Origin of the sequence: Alterotamlana spongicola, from assembly GCF_035818475.1 — a bacterium.
GTDB lineage: Bacteria > Bacteroidota > Bacteroidia > Flavobacteriales > Flavobacteriaceae > Cognatitamlana.
This window is the reverse complement of the sequence record NZ_JAYMGV010000001.1, coordinates 1,083,305-1,106,801: the sequence shown is the minus strand read 5'-3', so window position 1 is coordinate 1,106,801 and position 23,497 is coordinate 1,083,305. Positions and strand designations below refer to the sequence as shown.

Genomic DNA, 23,497 nt, shown 5'->3' with positions numbered 1-23,497 from the left:
GCATTATAATCCTTTCTTAATAATATTGGACACCTTAAAATATTTAATTGTCTCTCCTATTTTATAACTAACCGCACATTCATTATCGTTTAATTCAAATGGAGCTTCTTTAGGTAATTTCGGCACTTTGTTTCCAAATTCAGCATAGGGCTCATTACTCATAATGAAATCTTGTTTTTTATTAAGCAGTGGTTCAAATTTCCCTACATATGAATCATTATCAGGAATCAATATGGCATGTTGCCCTCTGAAGTAAACAGCATTGAGCATTATATTATTGATATTTGAAATAACGGGGATGACTATTTTAATTCCTGAATTGATATCCTTATCGCCTTCAGACCAATCCTGATAATAAACCTCTCCTATTTCTAATGGTATTATTGTATTATCCATTTTTTTAGTGCTTGCACATTGAAAAAAAACTATTGAGATCCATACAACTATTATATTTTTTAATATCCTCATTTTTTTGAACATTGAATGGTTTAAAATTAATAATTCAAAATTAATGCCATAAAAAAACCTCACAAAAAGTGAGGTTTTATATTTATTTAAAACATTTGGCTTATTGATGCTTTGTCTAATTGTTTAATGCTTCAGCACCACCAACAATCTCAAGGATTTCATTGGTAATAGCTGCTTGACGCGCTTTATTATAAGTTAATTTAAGCTGATCTCTAAGTTCAGTAGCATTATCTGTTGCTTTATGCATTGCAGTCATACGTGCGCCATGCTCACTAGCAAAAGAATCTCTAATACCTTTATACAATTGAGTCTTTAAGGATTTAGGTATTAACTGTTCAACAATCTCTATTTTTGATGGTTCAAAAATATAATCTGCATTATTGTTTGCTTCACCTTCCATAGGAACAATTGGTAAAAATTGCTCTGTCATTACTATTTGAGTGGCAGCATTTTTAAACTTGTTGTAAATAATTTCTATTTTATCAAATTCACCTTCAACAAACTTATTCATTAACTCTTCTGCAATTTCAGCTACATTATCAAAGGTTAAATCATCAAAAACTTCACTTTTATTTGCTATAACAATATCCTTTTTTGCAAATGCATCATTAGATTTCTTACCTATTGCAAATACGGATACATTTTTATCAGCGTAAACATTATCAATTAAGTGTTGTGTTTGCTTAATAATGTTAGAGTTAAAAGCACCACACAAACCTCTATTGGAGGTAATAGGAACAACTAAAACATTATTTACTTCACGCTGAGTTGAAAACTTGCTTCCAGAATCTGCATCTAAAGTAGCACTTAAACTTTGTAAAAGTTCAGTTAACTTATCTGCATAAGGACGCATTGCAGTAATAGCATCTTGTGCCTTTTTTAACTTTGCAGCCGACACCATTTTCATGGCACTGGTGATCTGCATCGTTGAAGACACTGATGATATTCTGTTACGTATTTCTTTAAGATTCGCCATTCTATTGTTTTATTCGAATGTTAATATTCAAAAGACTCTTCGACTGAGCTCAGAGTGACAATTAAGCTACATATTTTCCTGATAAATCTTTTGCTACAGCGGTTAATGTATCTGTAACTTCATCAGTTAATTTCCCTGCTTTTAAAGTATCTAAAACACCTCTGTGTTTAGCATTCAAGAATTCTATGAAATCTCTCTCAAATTCTTTTACTTTTTCAACAGGCACATCTTTTAATAAGTTTTTAGATCCTGCATAAATAATTGCAACTTGATCTTCAACAGTAAACGGGTCGTTCTGAGCTTGTTTTAAAATCTCAACATTACGTTTTCCTTTTTCAATTACATTTAAAGTAACCGCATCAAGGTCTGAACCAAACTTAGCAAACGCTTCTAATTCACGGAACTGTGCTTGATCTAACTTTAATGTACCAGATACCTTTTTCATAGATTTAATCTGTGCATTACCTCCAACACGAGATACTGAAATACCTACGTTAATTGCAGGACGTACACCGGAGTTAAATAAATCACCATCTAAGAAGATTTGTCCATCTGTAATAGAAATTACGTTTGTTGGAATATATGCAGAAACATCTCCCGCTTGCGTTTCAATAATTGGTAAAGCTGTTAAAGATCCGCCTCCTTTTACTAATGGTTTTAATGATTCTGGTAAATCATTCATGTCTTTAGCAATAGAATCATCATTGATGACCTTAGCTGAACGCTCTAATAAACGCGAGTGTAAGTAGAATACATCACCCGGGTAAGCCTCACGTCCTGGTGGACGACGTAATAATAAAGATACCTCACGGTAAGCTACTGCCTGCTTAGATAAATCATCATAAATGATTAAAGCCGGGCGACCAGTATCTCTAAAATACTCTCCAATTGCAGCACCTGCCATAGGAGCATATACCTGCATTGGAGCAGGATCTGATGCATTAGCCGCTACAATAGTAGTATAGGCTAAGGCGCCTCTTTCTTCTAATACTTTAGCAATGTTTGCAACTGTAGATGCTTTTTGACCTACTGCTACATATATACAATATACAGGCTCTCCTGCATCATAAAATTCTTTTTGATTTAAGATGGTATCAATACAAACGGTAGTCTTACCTGTTTGACGGTCACCAATAACCAACTCACGTTGACCACGACCCACAGGAATCATAGCATCAATAGATTTGATACCTGTTTGTAATGGCTCAGTTACCGGCTCACGGAAAACAACACCTGGTGCTTTACGCTCTAAAGGCATTTGGTAAGTATCTCCTGTAATAGGCCCTTTTCCATCAATTGGATTACCTAAAGTGTCAACAACACGACCAACTATACCTTCTCCAACATTAATAGAAGCAATTCTATCGGTACGTTTTACTGTTGATCCTTCTTTTACATCCTTTGAATCTCCTAATAATACAATACCAACATTATCTTCCTCAAGGTTAAGTACAATACCTTCTAATCCACCTTCGAATTCTACTAACTCACCATATTGAGCGTTTGATAATCCGTAAGCACGTACAATACCATCACCTACAGTTAATACTGTTCCTACTTCATCCAATGAAGCACTAGCCTCAAAACCTGAAAGTTGTTTTTTTAAGATTGCTGATATTTCAGCTGGTTTTACTTCTGCCATCTTATTATTTATTTAGATATATAAATATCTTAGTTTAATGTAAATTCTTTTTTTAATTTGTTTAACTGATTTGCAACACTTGCGTTGTATTGCACATCACCTACACGTAAAATGAAACCACCTAAAATGCTTTCATCAATAATATTTTCTACTTCAACATTTTTACCTGTAAGTTCTTTAGCTTTTGCTAAAACTTTCTTCTCTAAATCTGCCGTTAAAGCCACTGCTGTAGTAACAGTTGCCAATTGAATACCTTTTGATTCATCAAATAACACATTATATTTTGTAGCCACATGACCTAAAATATCTATTCTGTTATTGGTATCTAAAATATCTATTAAGCCTAAAGTAGTTTTATTAGAGCCTTTAAAAACTTGTAATAAAACTTCCTTTTTATCTAAAGAAGGAACCACAGGGCTTTGAAGCATGCTACTTAGCTCTTTACTATCTGCAATAGTTTTTGCTATTAACTTCATATCTTTATTCACAGCATCTGCTGCTTTTTGATCTGATGCTAAGCTCAATACTGCTTTTGCATAACGAATTGCTGCTCTTGCTCCTGCCATTATAACTTAGTTTAATATTTTTTCACCTAACATAGATTCAACTAATTCCAGTTGCTTGTTTTTGTTAGATAATTCAGTGCGTACTACTTTTTCAGCAATATCTAAAGACAATCCTGCTACATGACTTTTAAGTTCAGCCATTGCAGCTTTCTTTTCGCTCTCAATAGCGGCCTGTGCTTGAGCAATTAATTTAGCAGCGCTTTCACTAGCTTCAGTTTTAGCATCTTCAATCATTTTATTTTTCATGTCGCGTGCTTCCTTAAGCATTTCCTCTCGCTCTGCTCTTGCTTCTTTTAATAGCTTTTGGTTATCTGCCTGAAGGTTTTGCATTTCTAATTTTGCCTTTTCTGCAGCATCTAAAGCATTTTGGATACCTTCTTCCCTGTCATTTAAAGAGTTAAGAATAGGTTTCCATGCAAACTTCACCAAAATAAATATTAACACCAATAGTATTAGTGTTTGCATTGCAAATAATCCAGGAGAAAAATCGTTTAATAATGTTTCCATTTTTTTTTGTTTTGTTGTCGTCTAATTTTGAAAAATACGTCCTGCAACCAACCGTTGCAGGATAGTATTTTAAGTTTTGATTTGGTTTCTTATTTTCCTAAGAATAAAGCACCAAATGCTAAACCTTCTAAAAGGGCAGCGATAATAATCATTGCTGTTTGGATTTTACCAGTAGCTTCTGGTTGACGAGCAATACCTTCCATTGCACTTCCACCGATTTTACCTAAACCAATACCAGCTCCGATTACAATTAAACCTGCACCTACTAAATTTGGAATTGTCATAACAATCAATTTAAAAATTAAACAAACTTTTTATATTAATGATGATCGTGATCAGCTACAGCCATACCAATAAACAATGCCGATAACATTGTAAAAATATATGCTTGTAAGAAGGCCACTAACACCTCTATTAACGTAATAAACATAGATAATACAAAGGACAATAATGTTGACCCAACCGGTGTCATTTCCTTTTGCATTACCACCATAATACCAATTAAACTCATTACTACAATATGTCCTGCACTTATATTTGCAAACAAACGCACCAATAATGAGAATGGCTTAATTAAAAACGCTCCAGCCAATTCTATAATTGCTAAAACCGGACGGATTAAAACAGGAACACCGGGCATCCATAGCATGTGCCCCCAATATCCTTTGTTTCCACTAAATGTGTAAATTATTAAAGTAAAAATTGCCAATGCAGCAGTTACGGCAATTTGCCCTGTAACATTAAAACCAAGAGGTGTTAAACCTAATAAATTTAATATCCAAATAAAAAAGAACACTGTTAACAGGTAACCTGTAAATCTCCTGTAATGTTTATCTCCAATATTTGGTCGTGCAATTTCATCTCTAACATAAAGCACAAGTGGCTCCAGAACACGAGCAAACCCAGTTGGAATAGCTTTTTTACGATATTGCCTTGCAAGACTTGAAAAAGCAAGTATCATTAGCAGACCTACTAATAAAATACCAAAAACACTCTTGGTAATAGAAAAATCTAAAAGTTTGTGAGCGTTTGTAGCATGATGATCTTCATCAAAACTTACTGATGAAGCCCCAGCTTCTAGTTCATATATTTTAGAATGAATTTTCGCGAATTTTTGACCATTTTTCTCCACAACAACATGACCGTCATCATTATGATGAAACTCTGAAGACATGAAAGTCACTAGACCTTTACTTGTCCAAAGGATAACCGGCAAAGGAAACCCAACATGTTTACGCTCTCCTGTGTCACTTGTATATGACCACAAAGTGAAATCATGAGAATCTTTAATATGGTGTAAAATATAATCTTTTACTTCTTGATCTGTATTAATCTCACCACCATCATTTTTGTGCTTTTCTTCATGGTGTTGTGCAAATGCAAACGTTCCTATAAATAAAGCTGATACTAAGACTAAAAATTTAAAAGTGTGTTGGATTGCCTTCATTGTCATAAAATCAAAAAAAATGCATTTTTAAATTCCGTGCAAAAGTAAGGAAATAAACTAAATAACAATTGTTTTTTTATGATAATTGTTTACGGTGGGTTTTGATTCAAAATTGCAGCAATAAAAACTACTTCTAAGGCTAAAAAAACAAACAACGGAATAAGCAAGTTTAGACTCTCTATCTTAGTAATATCCTGCAATCCAATTATCGAGTTATAAAATATAGCGGTAAATACAATAATTTTCAAGAAAAGTGTAAAAAGATAAAGAAACCCTAATTGTTCTTTAGTTTTTTTGAAAAATGTAAAGCTTTTAAAAACAATACATATCAAAAAAGAAGCAATAGCAAAGAAAATATAAACAGGCGTTAACTGAAATCTAACAGATATCAATTGAAAATCTAAAATAAATTGATGCAACAATAATGATCCGAAAAATAATACAGCAAAAGAAAGACTGTAAACAACAATAGATTTAATCATTGTTCTTTGATATTTTTATGACTTGCGAAATAACCTGATAAATGGCCAGAAAAACTGCTAGAAGTGTAATTATTGATTCCCAAAAGTCTCTGTCATATTTATTGTCCAACCATTTACCAATTAAGTTTCCTAAATAAATAGTAGCTCCCATTTGAAAGGCTACTGAAGTAAACCTAATATAAGGATTAAGCTGTTTTTTCTGATTCTTGTTTTCGTTTTTGTTGACCATTGTTCAAATCTTTTACAGCTCCTTTCATGGCACAGGTTACATTAAAAGTAGCGCCCGGCTCTACCGCAAGCTTTCCTGCTACCACTTCACCTTCAACATGAGCAGAAGATTTTAAAGTCAAAGTACCTGACAATCCTAATTTACCAGAAAATTTACCTTCAAAATACGCATCGGTACCGTCTAAAGCTCCTTTAATAAATCCTGCTTTACCAACAACAACCTTTCCGGTAGTTTTAATATTGCCTTCTACAACTCCATCTATTCTAAAATCGCCTTCGCTTTTAAAGTCGCCAACAATTTTTGTGCCTTGAGCAATTATATTTTGACTTGATGCTCCTTCAGTCATTTGTCTGTCTTTTTTGTTTTCAGTGAACATAATACATGTGTTAAGTTAATTATTGTAGAGATTCAAATAGGTATCCAGATTTTTGTGAATTTGCACTATTTGATAATTTGTAGATGATACTACAAAATAGGGGGTTTTTATTTTTTTCTTATCGTCTTTAGCCAATATCTGATCAAAGGTTTTAGCTACCTGCTCTGAATGCAGGCCATGAACTACCACAAATGCTGTAGTGGTATCATAAACATCTATTGTAGACTTAAGCCTATAATATTTTATATTCTTTAAAACTGTATCCAAGGTTGCCTTAAAAGCGGTCACAGCTTCTGGTTTTTGTTCTTTAAATGGAAAAATAACTTTGTAATGCTTTAAAGCTCTATCATTGGTTTCAATAAATTCTTTATTGGCAATTTTTGGCAATACATTAGATTCAATATCTTTAGCCTCTTTACCTTCCAGGGTATTGGCATAGGTTACAGCAACATGGTTTATCGCTTTTTTGTAAGCCTCAAAGCCATATAATCTACCGGTTGCTGTAGCTTTTAGTAATTCAAACTTTGGAACAATGGCATCACCATCAAATCTATTAATATAATTTTCACTTTTTGCAATGACCTCAGCATATTCTTGATTTTCATGCTGAACATATAGTGCCTCGTAAATATTCTCAGGGCTATTTTCGTCCTCTGCTGAAACCAGATCAGGGTTTTGCAAGATAGTAGCATATCTTGAGTCCGGATAGGTTGTTATTATATCCCCTTTAGCGATATCAGCTTCGTCATTTTGACCTAAAGCTTCATAGATCTTATACAGGTTATATTTTGATGGCAGTATTAACCGTTCTTCCGGATTACTTTTTAACAAATCTTGAAATTTCTCTTTAGCCAATTCAAATTCCTGAAACTTCTCTTTGTAGATTAGGCCTAATTGATAATAGGCATAATTCCGCTCTTTAGAAATACTATCAATTTCTTTAGATTCAGCAGGTATCTTTGAAATATAAAATTGTGGATCAAACCGCTCGTCATCTGAAGCCGAGACTACTGAGTCATCAGGTAAGTTGGTATTAACGTTTTCTGACAATATTTTACTGGACCATCTCCAGTTATCCTCCAATGGTCTGTCTCCCCAAACCTTAACAAACTCATTTTTACCATAGGCTGCTGTAGTAGGGTTATAAAAATAGAATAGTGTAGCTTGATTAGAAACACCTCTACTTCCTGGCGGGCCTCCAATTTGGTTGTTTACTGTTACCAATCCACTATTGTGTTCTGCCGATTCGGCTTGCTCCTTTTCCTCTTCTGCTTTTATTTTTAATTTTTCAATAAACGTTTCAAAATAGGTTACCCGTTCTGCTTCCGGTAAATTAACAAGGTGTAAAACGCTATCATTTACTCTTGCTATAGATTCATAATAAATGACATCTTTTAAATTATCGCGTTTCCTCTTTATAATACGATACGGTTTAGAGTTAAATACCATATTAGTCATAGTACTATCATAGTACTCTCCTGCCTCTGCATAAAGCGATGCATCAAAATTCATATCACCAAGAATTTCATAATTCTTAGCCTTTAATAACTTATCTCTTGATTGCGAGCGTAATGACTTATTGTAGTAAGCAACGGCCAGAGAATCTGAATTGGTATTTAAATAAAATGTTCCTATTTGATGATATATCTTATCTAAAAACGGACGGTTTTCCCTGTTTTCTTCTAACTCACTAAGTAATTCTGCAGCCTCAAGCCTGTTTCCGTTTTGGTAATCAAAGTTTTTAACCTTTTCAAGATGCGCCGTAATCATATAGATTCTGGGTGTCTTTCTGTTGAGCTCAATAACTTTATCAAACGCAAGATTTGCACTATCCTTATATCCTAATTGATTATATAATTGTCCCTGAATAAATCGATACCGCCCACGTTCATCATGACTTTTTGTAGCATTTGATGCTATTTCTAATTGTGTTATTGCAGTGTCGGCATATTTTTTATTTATATAAGCTTGGGCCAGTATAGACGTAGCATCAGCTAAATCTTGTCCTTTTATTTCTTCCTGCTTTAATAAACGCTTTAAATTTTTAATAGCCAGTTCATTATTATCTAACCTAATATTAGATTTTTCCCGCCATACTTTAGCCTGATTAATCTTATCACTAGCTGGATACTTATATAGAATATAGTTAAAGGCTTCCAAGGCCGGAATAAAACGCTGATCAAAATACCTTGCCTTTCCTAAAAGTAAGTAAGCTTCATCAATTTGAGGGTTCTTTTCTTTTCCCTCTATATTCATACCATGCTTTTGAATAGCCTTAATAGCTTTTTCCTCGGCTCTGGTAAAGTTTTCGTTCTTTGATTGCCCCGGCAGCATTATATCTTCAAAAATTTCCATGCGTTCAACAGGTAAAACCTCCCAATAATTATCAAAATAGGATTCGTTCAGGCTTGTTCTACCTTGCTCTAAAGCATTGTGACCATTAAACAGGGTGTTAAATTCTGCAGTAACTGCATGAAAGTTTCTGTTAATAAATTTGTCCTTTTTTCTGGAGCAACTTATTGCAAAAAAAGCACATAACGTAACAGTTAATATGACTTTATACGATGTTTTCAATGCTGGCATTTTAGTAAAAACAATAACTACAAACTCTTGTAATTATTATATATAGGGGTAAAAATAAGCATCTTTTTGAATTATTGGTGTTTATATGAAGAAATTACCCGTTAGAATGTCTTTTCCAACGTATTATATTGGGATTATGAAATTCTGTTTTTGTTTTTAAGTTGAGATAGTTGTTTAATTAGCAAAATGCACTTCCAATTCTTTTAAAGTCGCTTCACTTGTAGCTAAGTCTTTTACAATTTCGCCTTTTTCTAAAACTACTATACGCTCACAAACATCTGTTACATGCATTAAATCATGGCTGGAGATTAAAACCGTAACACCTTGTTTTTCGGCTAAATCTTTAATAATACCCTTAAGCCTGATTTGAGTCGTGGGATCTAAATTAGCAAAAGGTTCATCTAAAATAATAACTTCCGGATTTCCAATAAGTACTGCAACTATTCCTGCTTTTTTTTGGTTTCCCTTACTTAAATCTCTTAAATATTTTTTTTGTCCTAATATTTCGCCATGAAAAAAATCTTTAAACTGAGCTACTATATTATCTACATCTGCTTTATTTTGCCCTCTTAGTTCCCCAATAAAGTAAAAATACTCCTCGGGTGTTAAATACCCAATTAAAAAACTTTCATCTATAAATGCTGATGTAAAAGGTTTCCAATCTTCACTTTCATTAACCTTAATATTATTGTTTTTTATATAGCCTGTTGTAGGTTGAATTAAGTCTAATAATAGACTGAAATATGTTGTTTTTCCTGCTCCGTTGTTTCCAACCAGGCCAAAGCTTTGACCTTTAGGAATATCTAAAGAATCAATGTTTAAAACTTGATTTCCGGCGTATTTTTTTGATAAATTTGATGTTGTTATCATAATAAACTAGTCATTTTGATTGAAAGCATCAATCATTTTATATTTTGATTGTAAATATTTAAGCGTAATTATTTTCATCAGTTTTTGATGAAGTACAACTCCTATTACCCCAAGAATGGCTAAAACCAAACAGGCCATTTCAAATCCAATTAAAAAGTAACATAAGGCAAATAACCCCATAGGTAATAGCAATAAAGGAATACCTATTAACCATTGTACTGCCCCTGTACCTTGATAGTTAAAGGCTGCTTTTTGATTAAGGTTAATTTGCTTTCTATTAAAAGAGCCTCCATAGAGTATAACATGCGTATTAACGCCAATGTTATAAATAGCGGCCGCAAAGTGTGCTAATAATATTTTCCATCCAAAGAACACATAAGGTATACCAAGAACAAAAAGCACAACTACACTTATAGCCATTAAAGTGAACTTAGACTTTAAATACTGTTCATATTTTATATTCTGGCTCATTAAAAGCTTATAATATCCACTATCCCAGGCTGGAATGAATTGTCCAAAATTAATAAGGAAAATACCTGTAGAAAACACCCCTATGAACACAAAAAACCAGGGCATGTTCTGATACGTTGGCTGTGGGTAAAAAAACAGGCCATAGAACAAACCAATTAAGACCATAAAAACTGAGGATTTTGTTCGCTTATTACGCCAAATCAACTTTAAATCAAGCTGCAGAAATGGTGCAATATCCCCAAAGTTTTTGGTCCATTCCATATTAGCCGTACTGACCTCTTTAATTTTTGTTTTTAGTCCACTATCTAAGAATAGTTTTTGCTTTAACAACTTAAAATTAAAAACATAAAAGCCGTAAAGAATGAATATTGGAACAACAATAAAAACGGGAGTTTCATAAATAGTTATAAACCCTTTACTTACAATTTCTGCAAATGAAATAAGGTTAAAATAATCTAAGGCATACAACCCACCCACTAAGAGAACAATTGGAAGAAAGGATAACTCTTTTTCAGCAGAATAACTTTCAATAATAAAATTAAAAAAGTTAATTATCAATGTCACTAATATAAGTGCCAACATCCATATTACAACAGAAGTAGCTGGATAACCCTTAAAAAGCAATGTAATACCAAATGGAATAATAGCAAAAAGTGGTAAAAAATTGAAGAAAGACACTACCGACTTCCCTAAAACATAATTTACAATTTTGCTTCGTTTTATTGATAAGGTCAATAAGGGTTTAACAACCATTACCGGTAATTTCTGGAAGAAAAACCTAAGCACCAAATCTCCTAATATCCAGTAAAACAAATAACTATTAACAATAAGAAGAGGGTCTTTATCAGGAAATGCCTCTTTTAACCCAGGATACATTAAAATACCCATCCCTAAAAACATGGCAATAAAATAAAGTGCCCAAAAGCCCATAAATATCTTTATGCCTAAACTTTTTCCAAAACTTGCAGATCTAAAAAAAGCCTTCCATTCTAAACTTAAAAAATGCTTTATCATTATTATAGCTTTTTAATCAGACAGAATTTATCTGTCCTAAATGAAGTTGTTATTTAAGAAGCGTAAACTGTGATTTAAACTACTGGTGCTTTTGCGCAATAGCTTGTACTTCCATACCCCATGACTGACCAAATGCCATAGCTTTCTGAGTTAAGCCTAATTGTGTTTTAGCAAGTTTTTTGCCTAAATCTGTATTATAAAAAGACACCAACTGGGATATTTCTTCTTTAGTAAATTCTGCCATATAAAGTTCAGCTATCTTATCATACAACCCATCTAAGGTGCCATTAGCTTCCTTTGTATAAGCAGCTTTGTTTGCATCAGGAACCATTGCTCCTATTTGTGCAATGGCATTTTCAAAAGCTGCCCCTGCCCCGGTTAATTTTATAAACTCAACCGTTTCTTTTTTAAATTCGGTATTATCCTGAGCATATGATTGAGTAGCTACTGCTACCATAAATAAGCATACTAGTACAACTTTTTTCATTTTTAAAAATATTAGTGGTGTTATTGAATTTTTAAATTCTATGTGTTAGTACTGTTTCTATTGAATTTGTTACACATAGTATCGTATTAAATTCTGTTTTTCAAAAATATTAAAAATTATGAGTCTCGAGACCTTGGGTTGACCAAAGCTCTCATATTTTTAATATAACGTTCTAATTCAGCGAGCTTATTTACAGTTTCCTTTGTTCCTGCTTCGGTTAATTTATAATACTTCCTAACCCTGCCTCCAATTTTAACAACTTCAACGTCCAATAAACCTTGTACTTTCAACTTATGTAATAATGGATATAGTGCCCCTTCGGTTAATTTCAAATCTCCTTTAGTAATTTCTCTTACTTTTTGAGCAATCTCATATCCATACATTTTATCATACTCATTTAAGAGCTTTAAAATAATAGTTGCCAGACTACCCTTATATAAATTGGTTTTATTCATATGGGTTAAATATACATAAGTTTTTTATGCATCAGAAATTTATGTATCCATTTTTTATAAAAAAATGTTCAATTTACTAACGGCTTCACTATTTTTGCCCAAAACAATTTTATATGTCATCATTTCATACGCTTTCAGTAAAAAACATAAAAAGAGAAACTGAAAAGGCTATTAGTATTTCTTTCAATGTTCCTGAAAACTTAAAAGATATATTTAATTTCCAGGCAGGACAATACATCACTTTAAAAACCGAAATAGATGGCAATGAAGTGCGCAGAGATTACTCCCTTTGTGTATCCCCAAAAAGCGGAGAATTAAAAGTAGCTATAAAAGAAGTTAAAGACGGTACTTTCTCAGCCTATGCCAATAATACTTTAAAAGTTGGAGATAGCCTTGAGGTTGCTCCTCCAAAAGGTCGATTTATTTTTGAACCCAATGATTCCAAAACAAAAAATATAGCGCTTTTTGCTGCGGGTAGTGGTATCACACCTATTTTAAGCATTATAAAATGTGCTTTAGAAGAAGAAGTTTACAGTAAAGTCATTTTGGTGTACGGTAACAAAACAACTAAAGACACTATGTTTTTAAATGAGCTTTTAGAACTTCAGCATCAATATAAAGATCGTTTTTCCATTCAATTTGTGTTTAGTCAACAGGATGAAGACGATGCTATCTTTGGAAGAATTGAAAAAAGCACTGTTAACTATGTGATGAAAAACGAGCACAAACATGTTGAGGTTGATGCCTATTACCTTTGTGGACCGGAAGCTATGATTCATACTGTTAAGGACGTATTAACAGAACACAATATCCTAGAAGATAGAATTCATTTTGAGCTTTTTAAAGCTGCAAAACCAGCGGAAGTCAAAGATGACAATGTAGCATTTGGAAACACAAACATTACCGTAACTGTTGATGATGAAACGACAACATTTGAAATGTCTCAAAAACAAACCATACTTGAAGCCGCTTTAGATGAAGATTTAGATGCTCCGTATTCTTGCCAGGGGGGCATTTGCAGTAGTTGCCTTGCTCGCATTACAGAAGGAGAAGCTACCATGAGGCAAAATAATATTTTAACAGAAAATGAAATTGCTGAAGGTTTAATTTTAACATGCCAGGCACACCCTACCACACCTACAATTTCTATAGATTTTGACGATGTTTAAACTTTATTTGAGCTTTTTACTAGAAAAAACTTATCACTACCCGGTATTAAACGTGCTTTGAATTATAAGATCAACGAGTTTAGGTCTGGGGTATTCATTAATGGAGATGATAATACATTTACTTTCCAGTCCTTTGAAAATCAAGCTCAATAGTCACCAATAAATAGCATCCTAAATCAGGATTTCAATAATAATGGGTTTAAACAGTTATCATGACCTTTTTAAAATAAATAATTAAAGCATGCTTTTCACTTTTTCAATAACCTGACTAGGGAGAATACTTCCTGAAACGTTTTTATAATTCTCGGGATATTTATTACCATAAACAGATGTGGGTATCAAAGGAAATTGATTTCTATCTGAAAGTAGTGCATTATCTTTATCCTGATTAAAAGGCATAAAACCGGCATAAGGGTGAGTCACTCCCCAAATAGTAATAACTTTAATCCCTAACATAGCAGCTATATGTGCATTTCCCGAATCCATAGACAACATCACATCCAGATTAGAAATAAGATCCATTTCTTCATTCAAATCTAATTTCCCAGCAACGCTAACAACATACTCAAAAGTGCTTTCAAAATCATTTAAAATTGCTATCTCATTATGCCCTCCACCAAACAAAATAACGGTATAATCTTTTGAAAGAACTTTAATAACCTTTTCCATTAAGTCCAGCGGGTACATTTTCCCTTCATGAGCTGCAAAAGGTGCTATACCAATAGCTTTTCTGGTAGGGCTACCTAAAAACGACTGAAGTTTATCATTTAAAATAACTTTCTCAGGAAAATTGGGGTTTGACAAATCAATTTTAAACCCTAATGTTTCAAAAACATCAGCATACCTTTGATGTGTAGTTTTTAGTTGCTCAAATTTTTTTCCGGAAGTTAATTCATGCTTTTCATTTCTGCCTTTATAAATTGAAACAAATTGTTTGCACTTTAAAAACCGCTTTAAAATTTTACTCCTCAAAACATTATGCAAATCGGCAATAGCATAAAACTTATTTTTATTAAGTTCCTGAGCCAATTTAAATAAACCAAAAACGCCTTTGTGTTTGCCTTTAACCTCAGCTGAATAGACCGTTACACCGACTAAATCTCTAAAAAACGGAGCAAAAAAAGTACGGGTTAAAACCGTTATTTTAACCTTGGGATGTTGTTGTAAAAGTGCCCTTAAAATAGGAACAGTCATTGCAACGTCTCCCATAGCTGAGAGACGAATGACTAAAATATGCTTTGATTCTTTGGGCATCTCAACGCTTAGGCTAAAACCCTAAAATGAGTTCAAGGTGATAAATTATTATTTCTGAGAGCGAAGTACAGGGTTTAACTCATCATCATTATACATTTTCATTTGCTTGTAGACTTTCATGTATTTATCGCCTTTCTCAATATCACTTAAAAGGGTGTCTATAGCCGTTGACAGATCTACACGTTGTTCTAACAAAACGTCTAACTTTTTTTGACAAGCCGCTTTATGGGAATCAGAAGCATCTGCTCTAGTGGCCTCTTCATTCATATGATAAACCTTTAAGGCCAAAATAGACAACCTGTCTATACCCCATGCCGGGCTTTCTGTATTAATAGCAGCATCGTCTTTTGCTGTTACATCCTTATATTTTTCTAAAAAATAACTGTCAATATACTCCACCATATCTGTTCTGTCCTGGTTTGAAGCATCAATTTGGCGTTTTAACGTTAGTGCTGCTACTGGGTCTATTTGTGGGTCACGAATAATATCTTCATAATGCCACTGCACCGTATCAATCCAGCATTTTCTATATAATAAATGCTCTATTAAATCATTTTCCGGGTAGGCATTTTCAAAAGGTTGATCTACTGTATTGATGATGTGATATTTTTCAATAACATCCTGAAATATCTTATTAGCTTTAGTAGTAAACATAGTATAAAATTTAAAACGCAAAGATACTTCTTATTTGGTTAACTTTACTATTGAAAAATCAATTACAATTTATGCATATTCACAATATTTCTCAGCAAAACTCTATCCTCAATCATTTTCTTTCTGAAATGAGAGACATAAACATTCAAAAAGATTCTATGCGTTTTAGAAGGAATATTGAACGTATTGGTGAGATTTTAGGATATGAGATGAGTAAGATCTTAAACTATAAATCAAAAACTATTGAAACACCACTAGGTAATAGTCCAATTAATTTAGTAACAAATGATATTGTTTTATGCTCAGTATTAAGAGCCGGGGTACCATTACATAATGGCCTGTTAAACTATTTTGACAAAGCAGAAAACGCTTTTATATCGGCTTACAGGCATCACAAACATAACCCGGATAGTTTTGAAATTATAGTGGAATACCTCGCCTGCCCTAATTTAGAGAATAAGACCCTCATACTGGCAGACCCCATGCTGGCTACCGGCCAATCTATGGTGGCAACTTTTGAAGCCTTAAAACCATTTGGAACACCTAAAGCAGTTCATTTAATAAGTGTAATTGGAGCCCAAGAGGGTGTTGATTTTGTCAAGAATAATTTTGACAGCAATACACATTTATGGATAGCTGCCATAGATGAAACACTTAATGAAAAAGGATATATAGTGCCCGGCCTTGGAGACGCGGGTGATTTAGCTTTTGGCGAAAAACTACAGCAATAATAAAATAAAAGGCACTATTATAAGAATTAACAAAAATACCTCTTTAAACCATTTCTCTTGAATGACTTCTAGATAGTTTGCAATAATTATAGATATTGGTGCAAATAAAAAGAGAAACTCGCTCCCATTCTTTTCAGGGGCCTGAAGCACTATTGCAAAGCCAATTAAAGCCGCCAAAATAATGGTTTTAAACGATCCCCTATACCCTTTTTTCTGCTTCTTTATGTTTTGCAGATAAAATATAGAGGACCAAACCCCAAAAGATAACAGCACTGTAATGGCCACTAAATACCTCATTGAATTATAATTACTGAAGTCATAACTTACCTTGGGCGACAAATTAAAAATTTCAAAAAAACTATCGTGTACCACTATTGAAACGGCAGCACCTATTACAAAAACAGTTGAAATACCTAAAAAAGGGACAATCCAATGTCTTAGTTTTTTATCGGTATATAAAACCAATGATAATATTATCAATACAAAAAACAGGATAGACCAAAAATAAAATAGGGTTGCTATTCCTACCCAAAAGGCAGCATCAAAAAGCTTTTTTTTTACTGCTTTCCGGGATCGTAAGCTTATAATTCTTCTAAGCCCTAGCAACACAAAAAAATTAGAGATCAATACATTTGAATGACCTGTTGTTTCAGTAATAAACAACAAGAACAGGCTGAATAGTAAAATTTCAAAATTATTTTTATTGGTTAGGCTATTTTTATTCGCAATAAAATTTAATAGCAAAATTGAGGCATACCCTATAAAGAGCAAAGCCAATAGTTTTATTAAAAATTCAATAGTTACACCTTCATTTATTAAACGTATTCTGGCTATTAAAAAAGCCAAAAGCGTAATAAAAAAAACAATAATAAAATTTATTGGTTTAGATTTATTAAAAAAGCTTGTTAACATTAAGTGTTTTTGTATTTTTGCCTTGTAAATATACTAACTATAAAACGGTTGGTAAATAATAAATAAACGCAAAATGAAAGATTTCTTTTACGGTATACAGAATTTATTTGATATTCTTTTTGCTCCTTTAGATGCCTTAAGAGCTTTAGAGCTTGAAAGTTGGTTTGGAGCTAACTTTATTTCATGGTTTTTTATGATCATTGGCTTTGTAGCTATGGTTTACTGGATGATACAGCTAAAAGGCTTTAATGACAACAACGAAGAAGATAAAAGCATTTCTTCGCACTCGTTTTTATAAATCGAAACCTATATCCTTACGATAATTCATCTTATCAAAATGTAGCTTTTCTATATTTTGATAAGATTTTTTTATGGCCTCCTGATACGTATTGCCATAAGATGTTATAGCCATAACACGCCCACCTGAAGTCACAATTTTTCCTTCTTTTAATATGGCCCCTGCATGAAAAGGGATTGATCCCTCAATAGTTTCAACTCCGGTAATTTCTTTACCTTTCTCATAAGCTTCAGGGTAACCACCGGACACCAACATAATTGTGGTTGCTGCCCGTTCATCAATTTCAATATTGATTTTATCTAAAGTTCCATTAGCCATAGCCTGAAGTACCTCAACTAAATCATTCTTAAGTCTTGGAAAAACAACCTCAGTTTCCGGGTCTCCCATTCTTACATTGTACTCAATGACTTTTGGATCATCTCCAACTTTTATCAATCCAATAAATACAAAACCTACGTAAGGTAAATTGTCTTTCTTAAACCCATTGATTGTAGGTTTTACAATACGTTCTTCAATTTTGCTCAAAAATTCATCTGTTGCAAAAGGCACCGGAGACACTGCTCCCATACCTCCGGTATTTAAACCGGTATCACCTTCTCCAATACGTTTATAATCTTTAGCTGTTGGTAATATTTTATAGTTTTCGCCATCAGTTAACACAAAACAACTTAACTCTATACCATCTAAAAACTCCTCAATAACAACTTTGGTACTGGCCTGACCAAATTTAGCATCTACCAGCATACTTTTTAACTCGGCTTTAGCGTCGTTCAAGTCTTTTAAAATAACGACTCCTTTACCTGCTGCCAACCCATCTGCTTTTAAAACGTAGGGCGGATTTAAGGTCTCTAAAAAGGCATAGCCCTTTTCAACAGTATCCTTTGTAAAACTCTCATAGGCCGCTGTTGGGATATTATGACGGTATAAAAACTCCTTGGCAAACTCTTTGCTTCCTTCCAGCTCCGCAGCCCTCTTTTTGGGACCAATAACTGCTACATGTTTTAACGCTTCATCGCTTACAAAGTAGTCATGTACCCCCTGTACTAAAGGATCTTCAGGCCCTACAACCACCATATCAATTTGCTTATCTAAAACCAATTCTTTAATAGCCGAAAAGTCCGTAACACCAATATTAACATTGGTTGCTATTTCAGCTGTCCCTGAGTTACCGGGAGCTACAAATAATTGTTTACATTTTGGACTTTGAGCTATTTTCCATGCAAAAGTATGTTCTCTCCCACCAGAACCTAGAATTAAGATATTCATGTGTTGAAACGTTTATATGAGCTGCAAAAATAACGTGTTTTTGTAATTAGACATGAATAATGTCTTTATTTTTTTAGCTCATCAGCCCGTAAAACAGTATTTATATTTAGATTTGTTTTTTGCATCGTACAAATTCTGTCTTCAATTGAATCTATTTGATCTTTCTTTACAACTAAACGGCTTTCCTATTAAAAGGGCCAAACGTCAGTTAAAAGCTATTCAAAATAAAAATGAACAAGAGTTCAATGTCTATCTTGAAGCAAAAAAACAAGAGATTGTAAATTACCACTTAAAACATAACCCCTTTTATAAGGACTTTGCAAAAGATGTAAATACTTCTGATTGGAACAGTGTTCCGGTCATGACCAAACGGCATTTACAACAACCCTTAAGCCATAGGTTATCAGAAGGTTTTACAAGCAAAAATGTACATATTCATAAAACATCAGGATCTTCCGGAATACCCTTTATTTTTGCAAAAGATAAATTTTGCCATGCCTTGACCTGGTCCATTTTTATAGACCGTTATAAATGGTTCAACCTAGATTTAAACCATTCCAGGCAAGCTCGATTTTATGGCATCCCATTAAACAAAAAAGGATATTACAAAGAGCGTATAAAAGATGCTTTAAGCAAACGCTATCGCTTCTCTGTTTTTGATCTGAGCGATACGCAACTAAAACGCAACGTTGAAACATTTAAAGCTTCAAAATTTGATTATATAAACGGCTACACTAGTGCTATTGTTCTATTTGCGAAATATTTACAACGCCAGGATATCATACTTAAAACTATTTGCCCGTCATTAAAAGCTTGTATTGTAACTTCAGAAATGTTGTTTGAAGCGGACAAAACATGCATGGAGACCCAGTTTGGAGTACCGGTTATTAATGAATATGGTGCTGCCGAATTAGGATTGATAGCCTTTCAAAATAAAGATTTTACTTGGCTGGTAAATAGTGAAGACTTGTTTATTGAAATTCTGGATGATAATAATCATGTTTTACCCTATGGAGAGGAAGGGCGAGTTGTTATCACATCGCTTTATAATAAGGCGAATCCTTTTATCAGGTATGATTTGGGAGATATTGGAAAGCTTTCTAAACACAGCACCTTAAAAATTCCCATTTTAGAATCCTTAGCCGGACGCTCTGATGATATTGTCATGTTACCTAGTGGAAAAAAAGCGGCTGGTTTAACCTTTTACTATGTTACTAAAACTGTTATTGAGGATAGTGGCCATGTAAAAGAATTTATCATAGAGCAGCTCAAAATAGATACGTTTAAAATAAGTTATACCAGTACCATCAGCCTTTCAAAAGAAAAAACAGAAGCCATACAACGTGCTATTGACACCTATTTGGAGCCTGATTTAACCGTCCTTTTTGAGAGAAAAGAGCAATTATCAAGAGCAAACCGAGGAAAACTTAAGCAATTCAAGTCTTATCTGTCTTGATAGTTTGTTTGGACTTTACTAAAAACTGTTCTTTTAGAAATACCATCATGACATAAATTGATTTTAGTGTAGAAAAGCCTAAACCCTTTTTATAAACCCAATAATTGTGCTTTACCAAATTTAGTTTATTGGAAGACATAGAACCTTTTCTGACTCTATACCAAGCCAGTGATTCCTGAATACCTAAAGCCGGTTTTCCGGACTTTTTAATGGCAGCTAACCATAACAGCCAATCCTGTCGTTTTCTCAAATTAGGCAAGGTGATCTTTCCTAAGACTTTAACACTGTATATTCCTGTTAAATTACCAATATAATTGCTTCTTAAAAGCTTGCTGTAGGTCAACTCTTTTAAAGCTCTGACTTCTTTATTTAAAGCGTTCCCCTTTTCATCAATAAGTTCATAACTGCTGAAACAAATAGCGCAGTTTTGCTTTTTCATAAAGGCCAGCTGGGTTTCCAGTTTATGGGGCTTCCATAGGTCGTCTGCATCTAAAAAGGCTATATAATCACCTTTTGCCGCTTTAATCCCTTTGTTTCTGGATAGGGCTGCCCCTAAATTTTCATCATTTTTAAGAAGGGTTATATTGGGAAAATCCTCTAAAAAAGGTTGGATAACTTTTAGTGTATTATCTTTTGATCCATCATCAATTAATAAAAGCTCCCAGTTTGTATAAGTTTGGTGTATTACAGTATTAATGGTTTCTGAGATATAGCTCTCTGAATCATACATGGGTGTTACTATGGATACTAATGACCTTTGATTCACAACATTTGTTTTATCAATACGCTTTTTCATCACCTTTCACTACATTCAATATAGTTTGAATAATAATATTTATATCCAGCAGTAAAGACCAATTCTCTATATAAAAATTATCATATTTTATACGGTTAATAATATCCTTATCTGATTCAACTTCGCCTCTATAACCTTTTATTTGCGCTAAGCCAGTAATACCTGGTTTAACGTGATGTCTGAAAATAAAACTGTATTTATCTATTTTTTTTGAATAATCATCAGTATACGATAGCATATGAGGTCTTGGCCCTACAACACTCATTTCTCCTTTCAATACATTTATAAATTGAGGAAGCTCATCTATGCTTGTTCTTCGCAAAAACCTACCTATTTTGGTTACACGATGGTCATCCTGTTTTACATAAGTTCCTTTAGTTTCCTTAGTTACAGTTAGCGACCTGTACTTATAACAGTAAAATTCCTTATAATTTATACCATTTCTTTTGTGTCTGTAAAACAAAGGGCCCTTAGACTCCATTTTCAACAGAATAAACAAAATTATGGAAAACCATGAAAGCACAAAAATTATAACAAATAACGAAAATAAAATATCAAACGTGCGTTTCAAAAACTTATTGATATCATTACTTAAACTGCCTTCTTTGATCGATAATACAGGAAGATAGTTATAATAGTCCGTATGAAGCCGTTTTGTAAAAAGTTTTGAAGTGTTTGGAACAAACTTAATATTACAATGGTTTAAATTGGCATATTTTACATACTCATTAATTTGTTTTTCACTTAATTCATCTATGGCACAATAAAGCTCATCAATGCTGTTATCGTTTTTTAAAAAATTAAAACTATCATTAATATTACCCGTTGTATCATTATCATATGAATCACTGAATGATGCCTTTATATTATATCCTAGCTCTCTTTGTCGATTAAAAATATTTTTTAATTCTGCAATTCCAGAACCGCTACCAATAATTACTACATTTCTTAGGTTTCCTTTTAAGTAAGCTCTAATAGTCTTTAGAATCAAATAGCTTAATATTTTTACTGCACCAATAGCAGCAAAGACAAATAAAAGATACTTTAGTACATCAAAAGCTCCCAGATTAACACTTCTAAAAAAACCTATAAATGCATAAACAGCCATTCCATAAACAAAGAACTGTTTAAATAAAAGGGATGCAATTTTAAATAATGACGTATACCTATATACCTTATAAAACTTTAATAAAAATGAGGAAAAGAACCATACGGTAGCTGAATAAATTATATACAGTGTGTGCTTATCATTAAAAAAGTCATTTGAGAAAAAATAAATATCCTCTTCATTGAAGTTTAAAGAATATAACGCAAAAATATTGATTACTAAAAGATCAAATACTATTAAAAAAGGTCTTAATAGCCATGAATATCTTCCGCGTCTATACTCCATTTACCAATCATTTGTTAATGTAGTCAGAGAAATCTTTGTGATCTCTTTTGTAAAGTTCTTCCTCCGTTAAGCTTTTAAAATAATCAAAGGTTATTTTCATACCCTCTGCCCTTCCTACTTTTGGCTCCCAATCCAGTAGTTTTTTAGCCAAAGTGATATCCGGTTGACGTTGCATAGGGTCATTAACGGGTAAATCTTTGTATATTATTTTTTGTGTTGTTCCTGTCAATTTTATGATCTCTTCAGCAAAATCTTTTATAGTGATTTCATGCGGATTACCAATATTTACCGGTTCGGCATAATCACTTAGTAATAGCCTATATATACCTTCTACCTGATCATCCACATAGCAAAATGAACGTGTTTGTACCCCATCTCCAAAAACTGTTAAATCTTCACCACGTAAAGCCTGCCCCATAAAAGCTGGTATGACACGACCATCATTAAGACGCATACGGGGGCCATAAGTATTAAAGATACGGACAATACGAGTTTCAATTCCATGAAACCTGTGATAAGCCATCGTAATGGACTCCTGAAAACGTTTAGCTTCATCATAAACACCTCTAGGACCAATGGTATTTACGTTACCATAATACTCCTCTGTCTGTGGATGAACCAGGGGGTCTCCGTATACTTCAGATGTAGAAGCAATTAATATTCTGGCGTTTTTAGTCTTTGCCAAGCCTAATAAATTGTGCGTACCCAATGACCCTACTTTTAAAGTTTGTATTGGGATTTTTAAATAATCAATGGGACTTGCCGGTGACGCAAAATGCAATATGTAATCCAGGTCACCTTCAAGGTTTATAAATTCTGTAACATCATGTTCAACAAACTCAAAATTCGGATTGTTTTTTAAATGGATAAGATTCTTTTGGTCCCCTGTAATGAAATTATCCATTCCAATTACATAATGACCTTCATGTAGAAACCGATCGCATAAATGCGATCCTAAAAACCCTGCTGCTCCTGTTATTAAAACGCTCTTCATA

General features: G+C 33.3%; 26 protein-coding genes. 4 read left to right on the top strand and 22 right to left on the bottom strand.

Annotated elements, in window-relative coordinates; all coding sequences use genetic code 11:
• Positions 1–3 precede the first annotated feature (3 nt).
• The 15 genes from VOI54_RS04875 to VOI54_RS04805 form a co-directional block, all read right to left on the bottom strand.
• Positions 4–396: a hypothetical protein gene (locus VOI54_RS04875; protein ID WP_326281595.1), complete on the bottom strand. Its 393-nt coding sequence runs from the start codon at positions 394–396 to the stop codon at positions 4–6.
• Positions 397–583: 187 nt separating this feature from the next.
• On the bottom strand, positions 584–1,444 hold the full coding sequence (atpG, locus tag VOI54_RS04870; RefSeq protein WP_326281594.1) for an ATP synthase F1 subunit gamma: 861 nt from the start codon (positions 1,442–1,444) through the stop codon (positions 584–586).
• A gap of 61 nt (positions 1,445–1,505) precedes the next feature.
• On the bottom strand, positions 1,506–3,086 hold the full coding sequence (atpA, locus tag VOI54_RS04865) for a F0F1 ATP synthase subunit alpha (protein ID WP_326281593.1): 1,581 nt from the start codon (positions 3,084–3,086) through the stop codon (positions 1,506–1,508).
• Positions 3,087–3,115: 29 nt separating this feature from the next.
• Entirely contained in the window at positions 3,116–3,652 is a 537-nt protein-coding gene (gene atpH, locus VOI54_RS04860; protein WP_326281592.1) for an ATP synthase F1 subunit delta, read from the bottom strand.
• 6 nt (positions 3,653–3,658) lie between these two features.
• Positions 3,659–4,159 (bottom strand): F0F1 ATP synthase subunit B, encoded by a 501-nt coding sequence (locus VOI54_RS04855; protein WP_326281591.1) that lies wholly within the window; start codon positions 4,157–4,159, stop codon positions 3,659–3,661.
• An 89-nt stretch (positions 4,160–4,248) separates the two neighbouring features.
• Positions 4,249–4,443: an ATP synthase F0 subunit C gene (atpE, locus tag VOI54_RS04850; protein WP_042240059.1), complete on the bottom strand. Its 195-nt coding sequence runs from the start codon at positions 4,441–4,443 to the stop codon at positions 4,249–4,251.
• A 35-nt stretch (positions 4,444–4,478) separates the two neighbouring features.
• Positions 4,479–5,606, bottom strand: coding sequence for a F0F1 ATP synthase subunit A (gene atpB, locus VOI54_RS04845; protein WP_326281590.1), 1,128 nt, complete (start codon positions 5,604–5,606; stop codon positions 4,479–4,481).
• Positions 5,607–5,695: 89 nt separating this feature from the next.
• Entirely contained in the window at positions 5,696–6,088 is a 393-nt protein-coding gene (locus VOI54_RS04840) for a DUF6168 family protein (protein ID WP_326281589.1), read from the bottom strand.
• Complete coding sequence (locus tag VOI54_RS04835; protein WP_326281588.1) at positions 6,081–6,317, bottom strand: AtpZ/AtpI family protein; 237 nt, start codon at positions 6,315–6,317, stop codon at positions 6,081–6,083. Before VOI54_RS04835 ends, VOI54_RS04840 begins: the two co-directional genes overlap by 8 nt.
• Positions 6,274–6,693, bottom strand: coding sequence for a bactofilin family protein (locus tag VOI54_RS04830; RefSeq protein ID WP_326281587.1), 420 nt, complete (start codon positions 6,691–6,693; stop codon positions 6,274–6,276). The genes VOI54_RS04835 and VOI54_RS04830 overlap by 44 nt, the downstream gene beginning before the upstream one ends.
• A gap of 15 nt (positions 6,694–6,708) precedes the next feature.
• Positions 6,709–9,267 (bottom strand): type IX secretion system periplasmic lipoprotein PorW/SprE, encoded by a 2,559-nt coding sequence (gene porW, locus VOI54_RS04825; RefSeq protein ID WP_326281586.1) that lies wholly within the window; start codon positions 9,265–9,267, stop codon positions 6,709–6,711.
• A 183-nt stretch (positions 9,268–9,450) separates the two neighbouring features.
• Positions 9,451–10,146 carry an ABC transporter ATP-binding protein gene (locus tag VOI54_RS04820; protein WP_326281585.1) on the bottom strand — a complete coding sequence of 232 codons (696 nt, stop codon included), beginning with the start codon at positions 10,144–10,146 and terminating at the stop codon, positions 9,451–9,453.
• A gap of 6 nt (positions 10,147–10,152) precedes the next feature.
• Positions 10,153–11,631, bottom strand: coding sequence for a DUF5687 family protein (locus VOI54_RS04815; protein ID WP_326281584.1), 1,479 nt, complete (start codon positions 11,629–11,631; stop codon positions 10,153–10,155).
• Positions 11,632–11,710: 79 nt separating this feature from the next.
• Positions 11,711–12,118 carry a DUF2059 domain-containing protein gene (locus VOI54_RS04810; RefSeq protein WP_326281583.1) on the bottom strand — a complete coding sequence of 136 codons (408 nt, stop codon included), beginning with the start codon at positions 12,116–12,118 and terminating at the stop codon, positions 11,711–11,713.
• 116 nt (positions 12,119–12,234) lie between these two features.
• Positions 12,235–12,573, bottom strand: a complete 339-nt coding sequence (locus tag VOI54_RS04805; protein ID WP_326281582.1) for a PadR family transcriptional regulator — start codon at positions 12,571–12,573, stop codon at positions 12,235–12,237.
• A gap of 113 nt (positions 12,574–12,686) precedes the next feature.
• Here VOI54_RS04805 and VOI54_RS04800 point away from each other — a divergent pair, with 113 nt between their 5' ends.
• Positions 12,687–13,742: a 2Fe-2S iron-sulfur cluster-binding protein gene (locus VOI54_RS04800; RefSeq protein ID WP_326281581.1), complete on the top strand. Its 1,056-nt coding sequence runs from the start codon at positions 12,687–12,689 to the stop codon at positions 13,740–13,742.
• Positions 13,743–13,976: 234 nt separating this feature from the next.
• Here VOI54_RS04800 and VOI54_RS04795 read toward each other — a convergent pair whose 3' ends face one another.
• Together VOI54_RS04795 and VOI54_RS04790 are read right to left on the bottom strand one after the other, a co-directional pair.
• Positions 13,977–14,996, bottom strand: coding sequence for a glycosyltransferase family 9 protein (locus VOI54_RS04795; protein ID WP_326281580.1), 1,020 nt, complete (start codon positions 14,994–14,996; stop codon positions 13,977–13,979).
• Between the two features lie 48 nt (positions 14,997–15,044).
• Entirely contained in the window at positions 15,045–15,650 is a 606-nt protein-coding gene (locus VOI54_RS04790; RefSeq protein WP_326281579.1) for a DUF4254 domain-containing protein, read from the bottom strand.
• A 71-nt stretch (positions 15,651–15,721) separates the two neighbouring features.
• Here VOI54_RS04790 and upp point away from each other — a divergent pair, with 71 nt between their 5' ends.
• Positions 15,722–16,381 (top strand): uracil phosphoribosyltransferase, encoded by a 660-nt coding sequence (gene upp, locus VOI54_RS04785; RefSeq protein ID WP_326281578.1) that lies wholly within the window; start codon positions 15,722–15,724, stop codon positions 16,379–16,381.
• Here upp and VOI54_RS04780 read toward each other — a convergent pair.
• On the bottom strand, positions 16,370–17,293 hold the full coding sequence (locus VOI54_RS04780) for a DUF6427 family protein (protein WP_326281577.1): 924 nt from the start codon (positions 17,291–17,293) through the stop codon (positions 16,370–16,372). The genes upp and VOI54_RS04780 overlap by 12 nt on opposite strands.
• 73 nt (positions 17,294–17,366) lie before the next feature.
• Here VOI54_RS04780 and VOI54_RS04775 point away from each other — a divergent pair, with 73 nt between their 5' ends.
• Positions 17,367–17,591 (top strand): DUF6341 family protein, encoded by a 225-nt coding sequence (locus VOI54_RS04775; protein ID WP_326281576.1) that lies wholly within the window; start codon positions 17,367–17,369, stop codon positions 17,589–17,591.
• Here VOI54_RS04775 and purD read toward each other — a convergent pair.
• Positions 17,586–18,857: a phosphoribosylamine--glycine ligase gene (gene purD, locus VOI54_RS04770; protein ID WP_326281575.1), complete on the bottom strand. Its 1,272-nt coding sequence runs from the start codon at positions 18,855–18,857 to the stop codon at positions 17,586–17,588. The genes VOI54_RS04775 and purD overlap by 6 nt on opposite strands.
• Positions 18,858–19,002: 145 nt before the next feature.
• Here purD and VOI54_RS04765 point away from each other — a divergent pair, with 145 nt between their 5' ends.
• On the top strand, positions 19,003–20,313 hold the full coding sequence (locus VOI54_RS04765) for a phenylacetate--CoA ligase family protein (protein WP_326281574.1): 1,311 nt from the start codon (positions 19,003–19,005) through the stop codon (positions 20,311–20,313).
• Here VOI54_RS04765 and VOI54_RS04760 read toward each other — a convergent pair.
• Genes VOI54_RS04760 through VOI54_RS04750 form a run of 3 tightly spaced genes read right to left on the bottom strand, consistent with a single transcriptional unit; the run spans position 20,294 to position 23,496 of the window.
• Positions 20,294–21,109, bottom strand: coding sequence for a glycosyltransferase family 2 protein (locus VOI54_RS04760; protein ID WP_326281573.1), 816 nt, complete (start codon positions 21,107–21,109; stop codon positions 20,294–20,296). The two genes, VOI54_RS04765 and VOI54_RS04760, sit on opposite strands and share 20 nt — an antisense overlap.
• On the bottom strand, positions 21,093–22,502 hold the full coding sequence (locus VOI54_RS04755; protein ID WP_326281572.1) for an exopolysaccharide biosynthesis polyprenyl glycosylphosphotransferase: 1,410 nt from the start codon (positions 22,500–22,502) through the stop codon (positions 21,093–21,095). The genes VOI54_RS04760 and VOI54_RS04755 overlap by 17 nt, the downstream gene beginning before the upstream one ends.
• Positions 22,503–22,509: 7 nt before the next feature.
• Positions 22,510–23,496, bottom strand: coding sequence for a UDP-glucuronic acid decarboxylase family protein (locus VOI54_RS04750; protein WP_326281571.1), 987 nt, complete (start codon positions 23,494–23,496; stop codon positions 22,510–22,512).
• Position 23,497: the final 1 nt, after the last annotated feature.

What these genes read in the sequence shown, in the direction of transcription:
- VOI54_RS04815 (WP_326281584.1), bottom strand. Translation starts at nt 11,631, where the DNA reads ATGATAAAGCATTTTTTAAGTTTAGAATGGAAGGCTTTTTTTAGATCT.
- VOI54_RS04810 (WP_326281583.1), bottom strand. Translation starts at nt 12,118, where the DNA reads ATGAAAAAAGTTGTACTAGTATGCTTATTTATGGTAGCAGTAGCTACT.
- upp (WP_326281578.1), top strand. Translation starts at nt 15,722, where the DNA reads ATGCATATTCACAATATTTCTCAGCAAAACTCTATCCTCAATCATTTT.
- VOI54_RS04820 (WP_326281585.1), bottom strand. Translation starts at nt 10,146, where the DNA reads ATGATAACAACATCAAATTTATCAAAAAAATACGCCGGAAATCAAGTT.
- VOI54_RS04755 (WP_326281572.1), bottom strand. Translation starts at nt 22,502, where the DNA reads ATGGAGTATAGACGCGGAAGATATTCATGGCTATTAAGACCTTTTTTA.
- atpH (WP_326281592.1), bottom strand. Translation starts at nt 3,652, where the DNA reads ATGGCAGGAGCAAGAGCAGCAATTCGTTATGCAAAAGCAGTATTGAGC.
- VOI54_RS04780 (WP_326281577.1), bottom strand. Translation starts at nt 17,293, where the DNA reads ATGTTAACAAGCTTTTTTAATAAATCTAAACCAATAAATTTTATTATT.
- VOI54_RS04835 (WP_326281588.1), bottom strand. Translation starts at nt 6,317, where the DNA reads ATGGTCAACAAAAACGAAAACAAGAATCAGAAAAAACAGCTTAATCCT.
- VOI54_RS04855 (WP_326281591.1), bottom strand. Translation starts at nt 4,159, where the DNA reads ATGGAAACATTATTAAACGATTTTTCTCCTGGATTATTTGCAATGCAA.
- VOI54_RS04760 (WP_326281573.1), bottom strand. Translation starts at nt 21,109, where the DNA reads ATGAAAAAGCGTATTGATAAAACAAATGTTGTGAATCAAAGGTCATTA.
- purD (WP_326281575.1), bottom strand. Translation starts at nt 18,857, where the DNA reads ATGAATATCTTAATTCTAGGTTCTGGTGGGAGAGAACATACTTTTGCA.
- atpB (WP_326281590.1), bottom strand. Translation starts at nt 5,606, where the DNA reads ATGAAGGCAATCCAACACACTTTTAAATTTTTAGTCTTAGTATCAGCT.
- VOI54_RS04840 (WP_326281589.1), bottom strand. Translation starts at nt 6,088, where the DNA reads ATGATTAAATCTATTGTTGTTTACAGTCTTTCTTTTGCTGTATTATTT.
- VOI54_RS04750 (WP_326281571.1), bottom strand. Translation starts at nt 23,496, where the DNA reads ATGAAGAGCGTTTTAATAACAGGAGCAGCAGGGTTTTTAGGATCGCAT.
- VOI54_RS04875 (WP_326281595.1), bottom strand. Translation starts at nt 396, where the DNA reads ATGGATAATACAATAATACCATTAGAAATAGGAGAGGTTTATTATCAG.
- VOI54_RS04775 (WP_326281576.1), top strand. Translation starts at nt 17,367, where the DNA reads ATGAAAGATTTCTTTTACGGTATACAGAATTTATTTGATATTCTTTTT.
- atpE (WP_042240059.1), bottom strand. Translation starts at nt 4,443, where the DNA reads ATGACAATTCCAAATTTAGTAGGTGCAGGTTTAATTGTAATCGGAGCT.
- atpA (WP_326281593.1), bottom strand. Translation starts at nt 3,086, where the DNA reads ATGGCAGAAGTAAAACCAGCTGAAATATCAGCAATCTTAAAAAAACAA.
- VOI54_RS04800 (WP_326281581.1), top strand. Translation starts at nt 12,687, where the DNA reads ATGTCATCATTTCATACGCTTTCAGTAAAAAACATAAAAAGAGAAACT.
- VOI54_RS04830 (WP_326281587.1), bottom strand. Translation starts at nt 6,693, where the DNA reads ATGTTCACTGAAAACAAAAAAGACAGACAAATGACTGAAGGAGCATCA.
- VOI54_RS04790 (WP_326281579.1), bottom strand. Translation starts at nt 15,650, where the DNA reads ATGTTTACTACTAAAGCTAATAAGATATTTCAGGATGTTATTGAAAAA.
- VOI54_RS04795 (WP_326281580.1), bottom strand. Translation starts at nt 14,996, where the DNA reads ATGCCCAAAGAATCAAAGCATATTTTAGTCATTCGTCTCTCAGCTATG.
- VOI54_RS04805 (WP_326281582.1), bottom strand. Translation starts at nt 12,573, where the DNA reads ATGAATAAAACCAATTTATATAAGGGTAGTCTGGCAACTATTATTTTA.
- atpG (WP_326281594.1), bottom strand. Translation starts at nt 1,444, where the DNA reads ATGGCGAATCTTAAAGAAATACGTAACAGAATATCATCAGTGTCTTCA.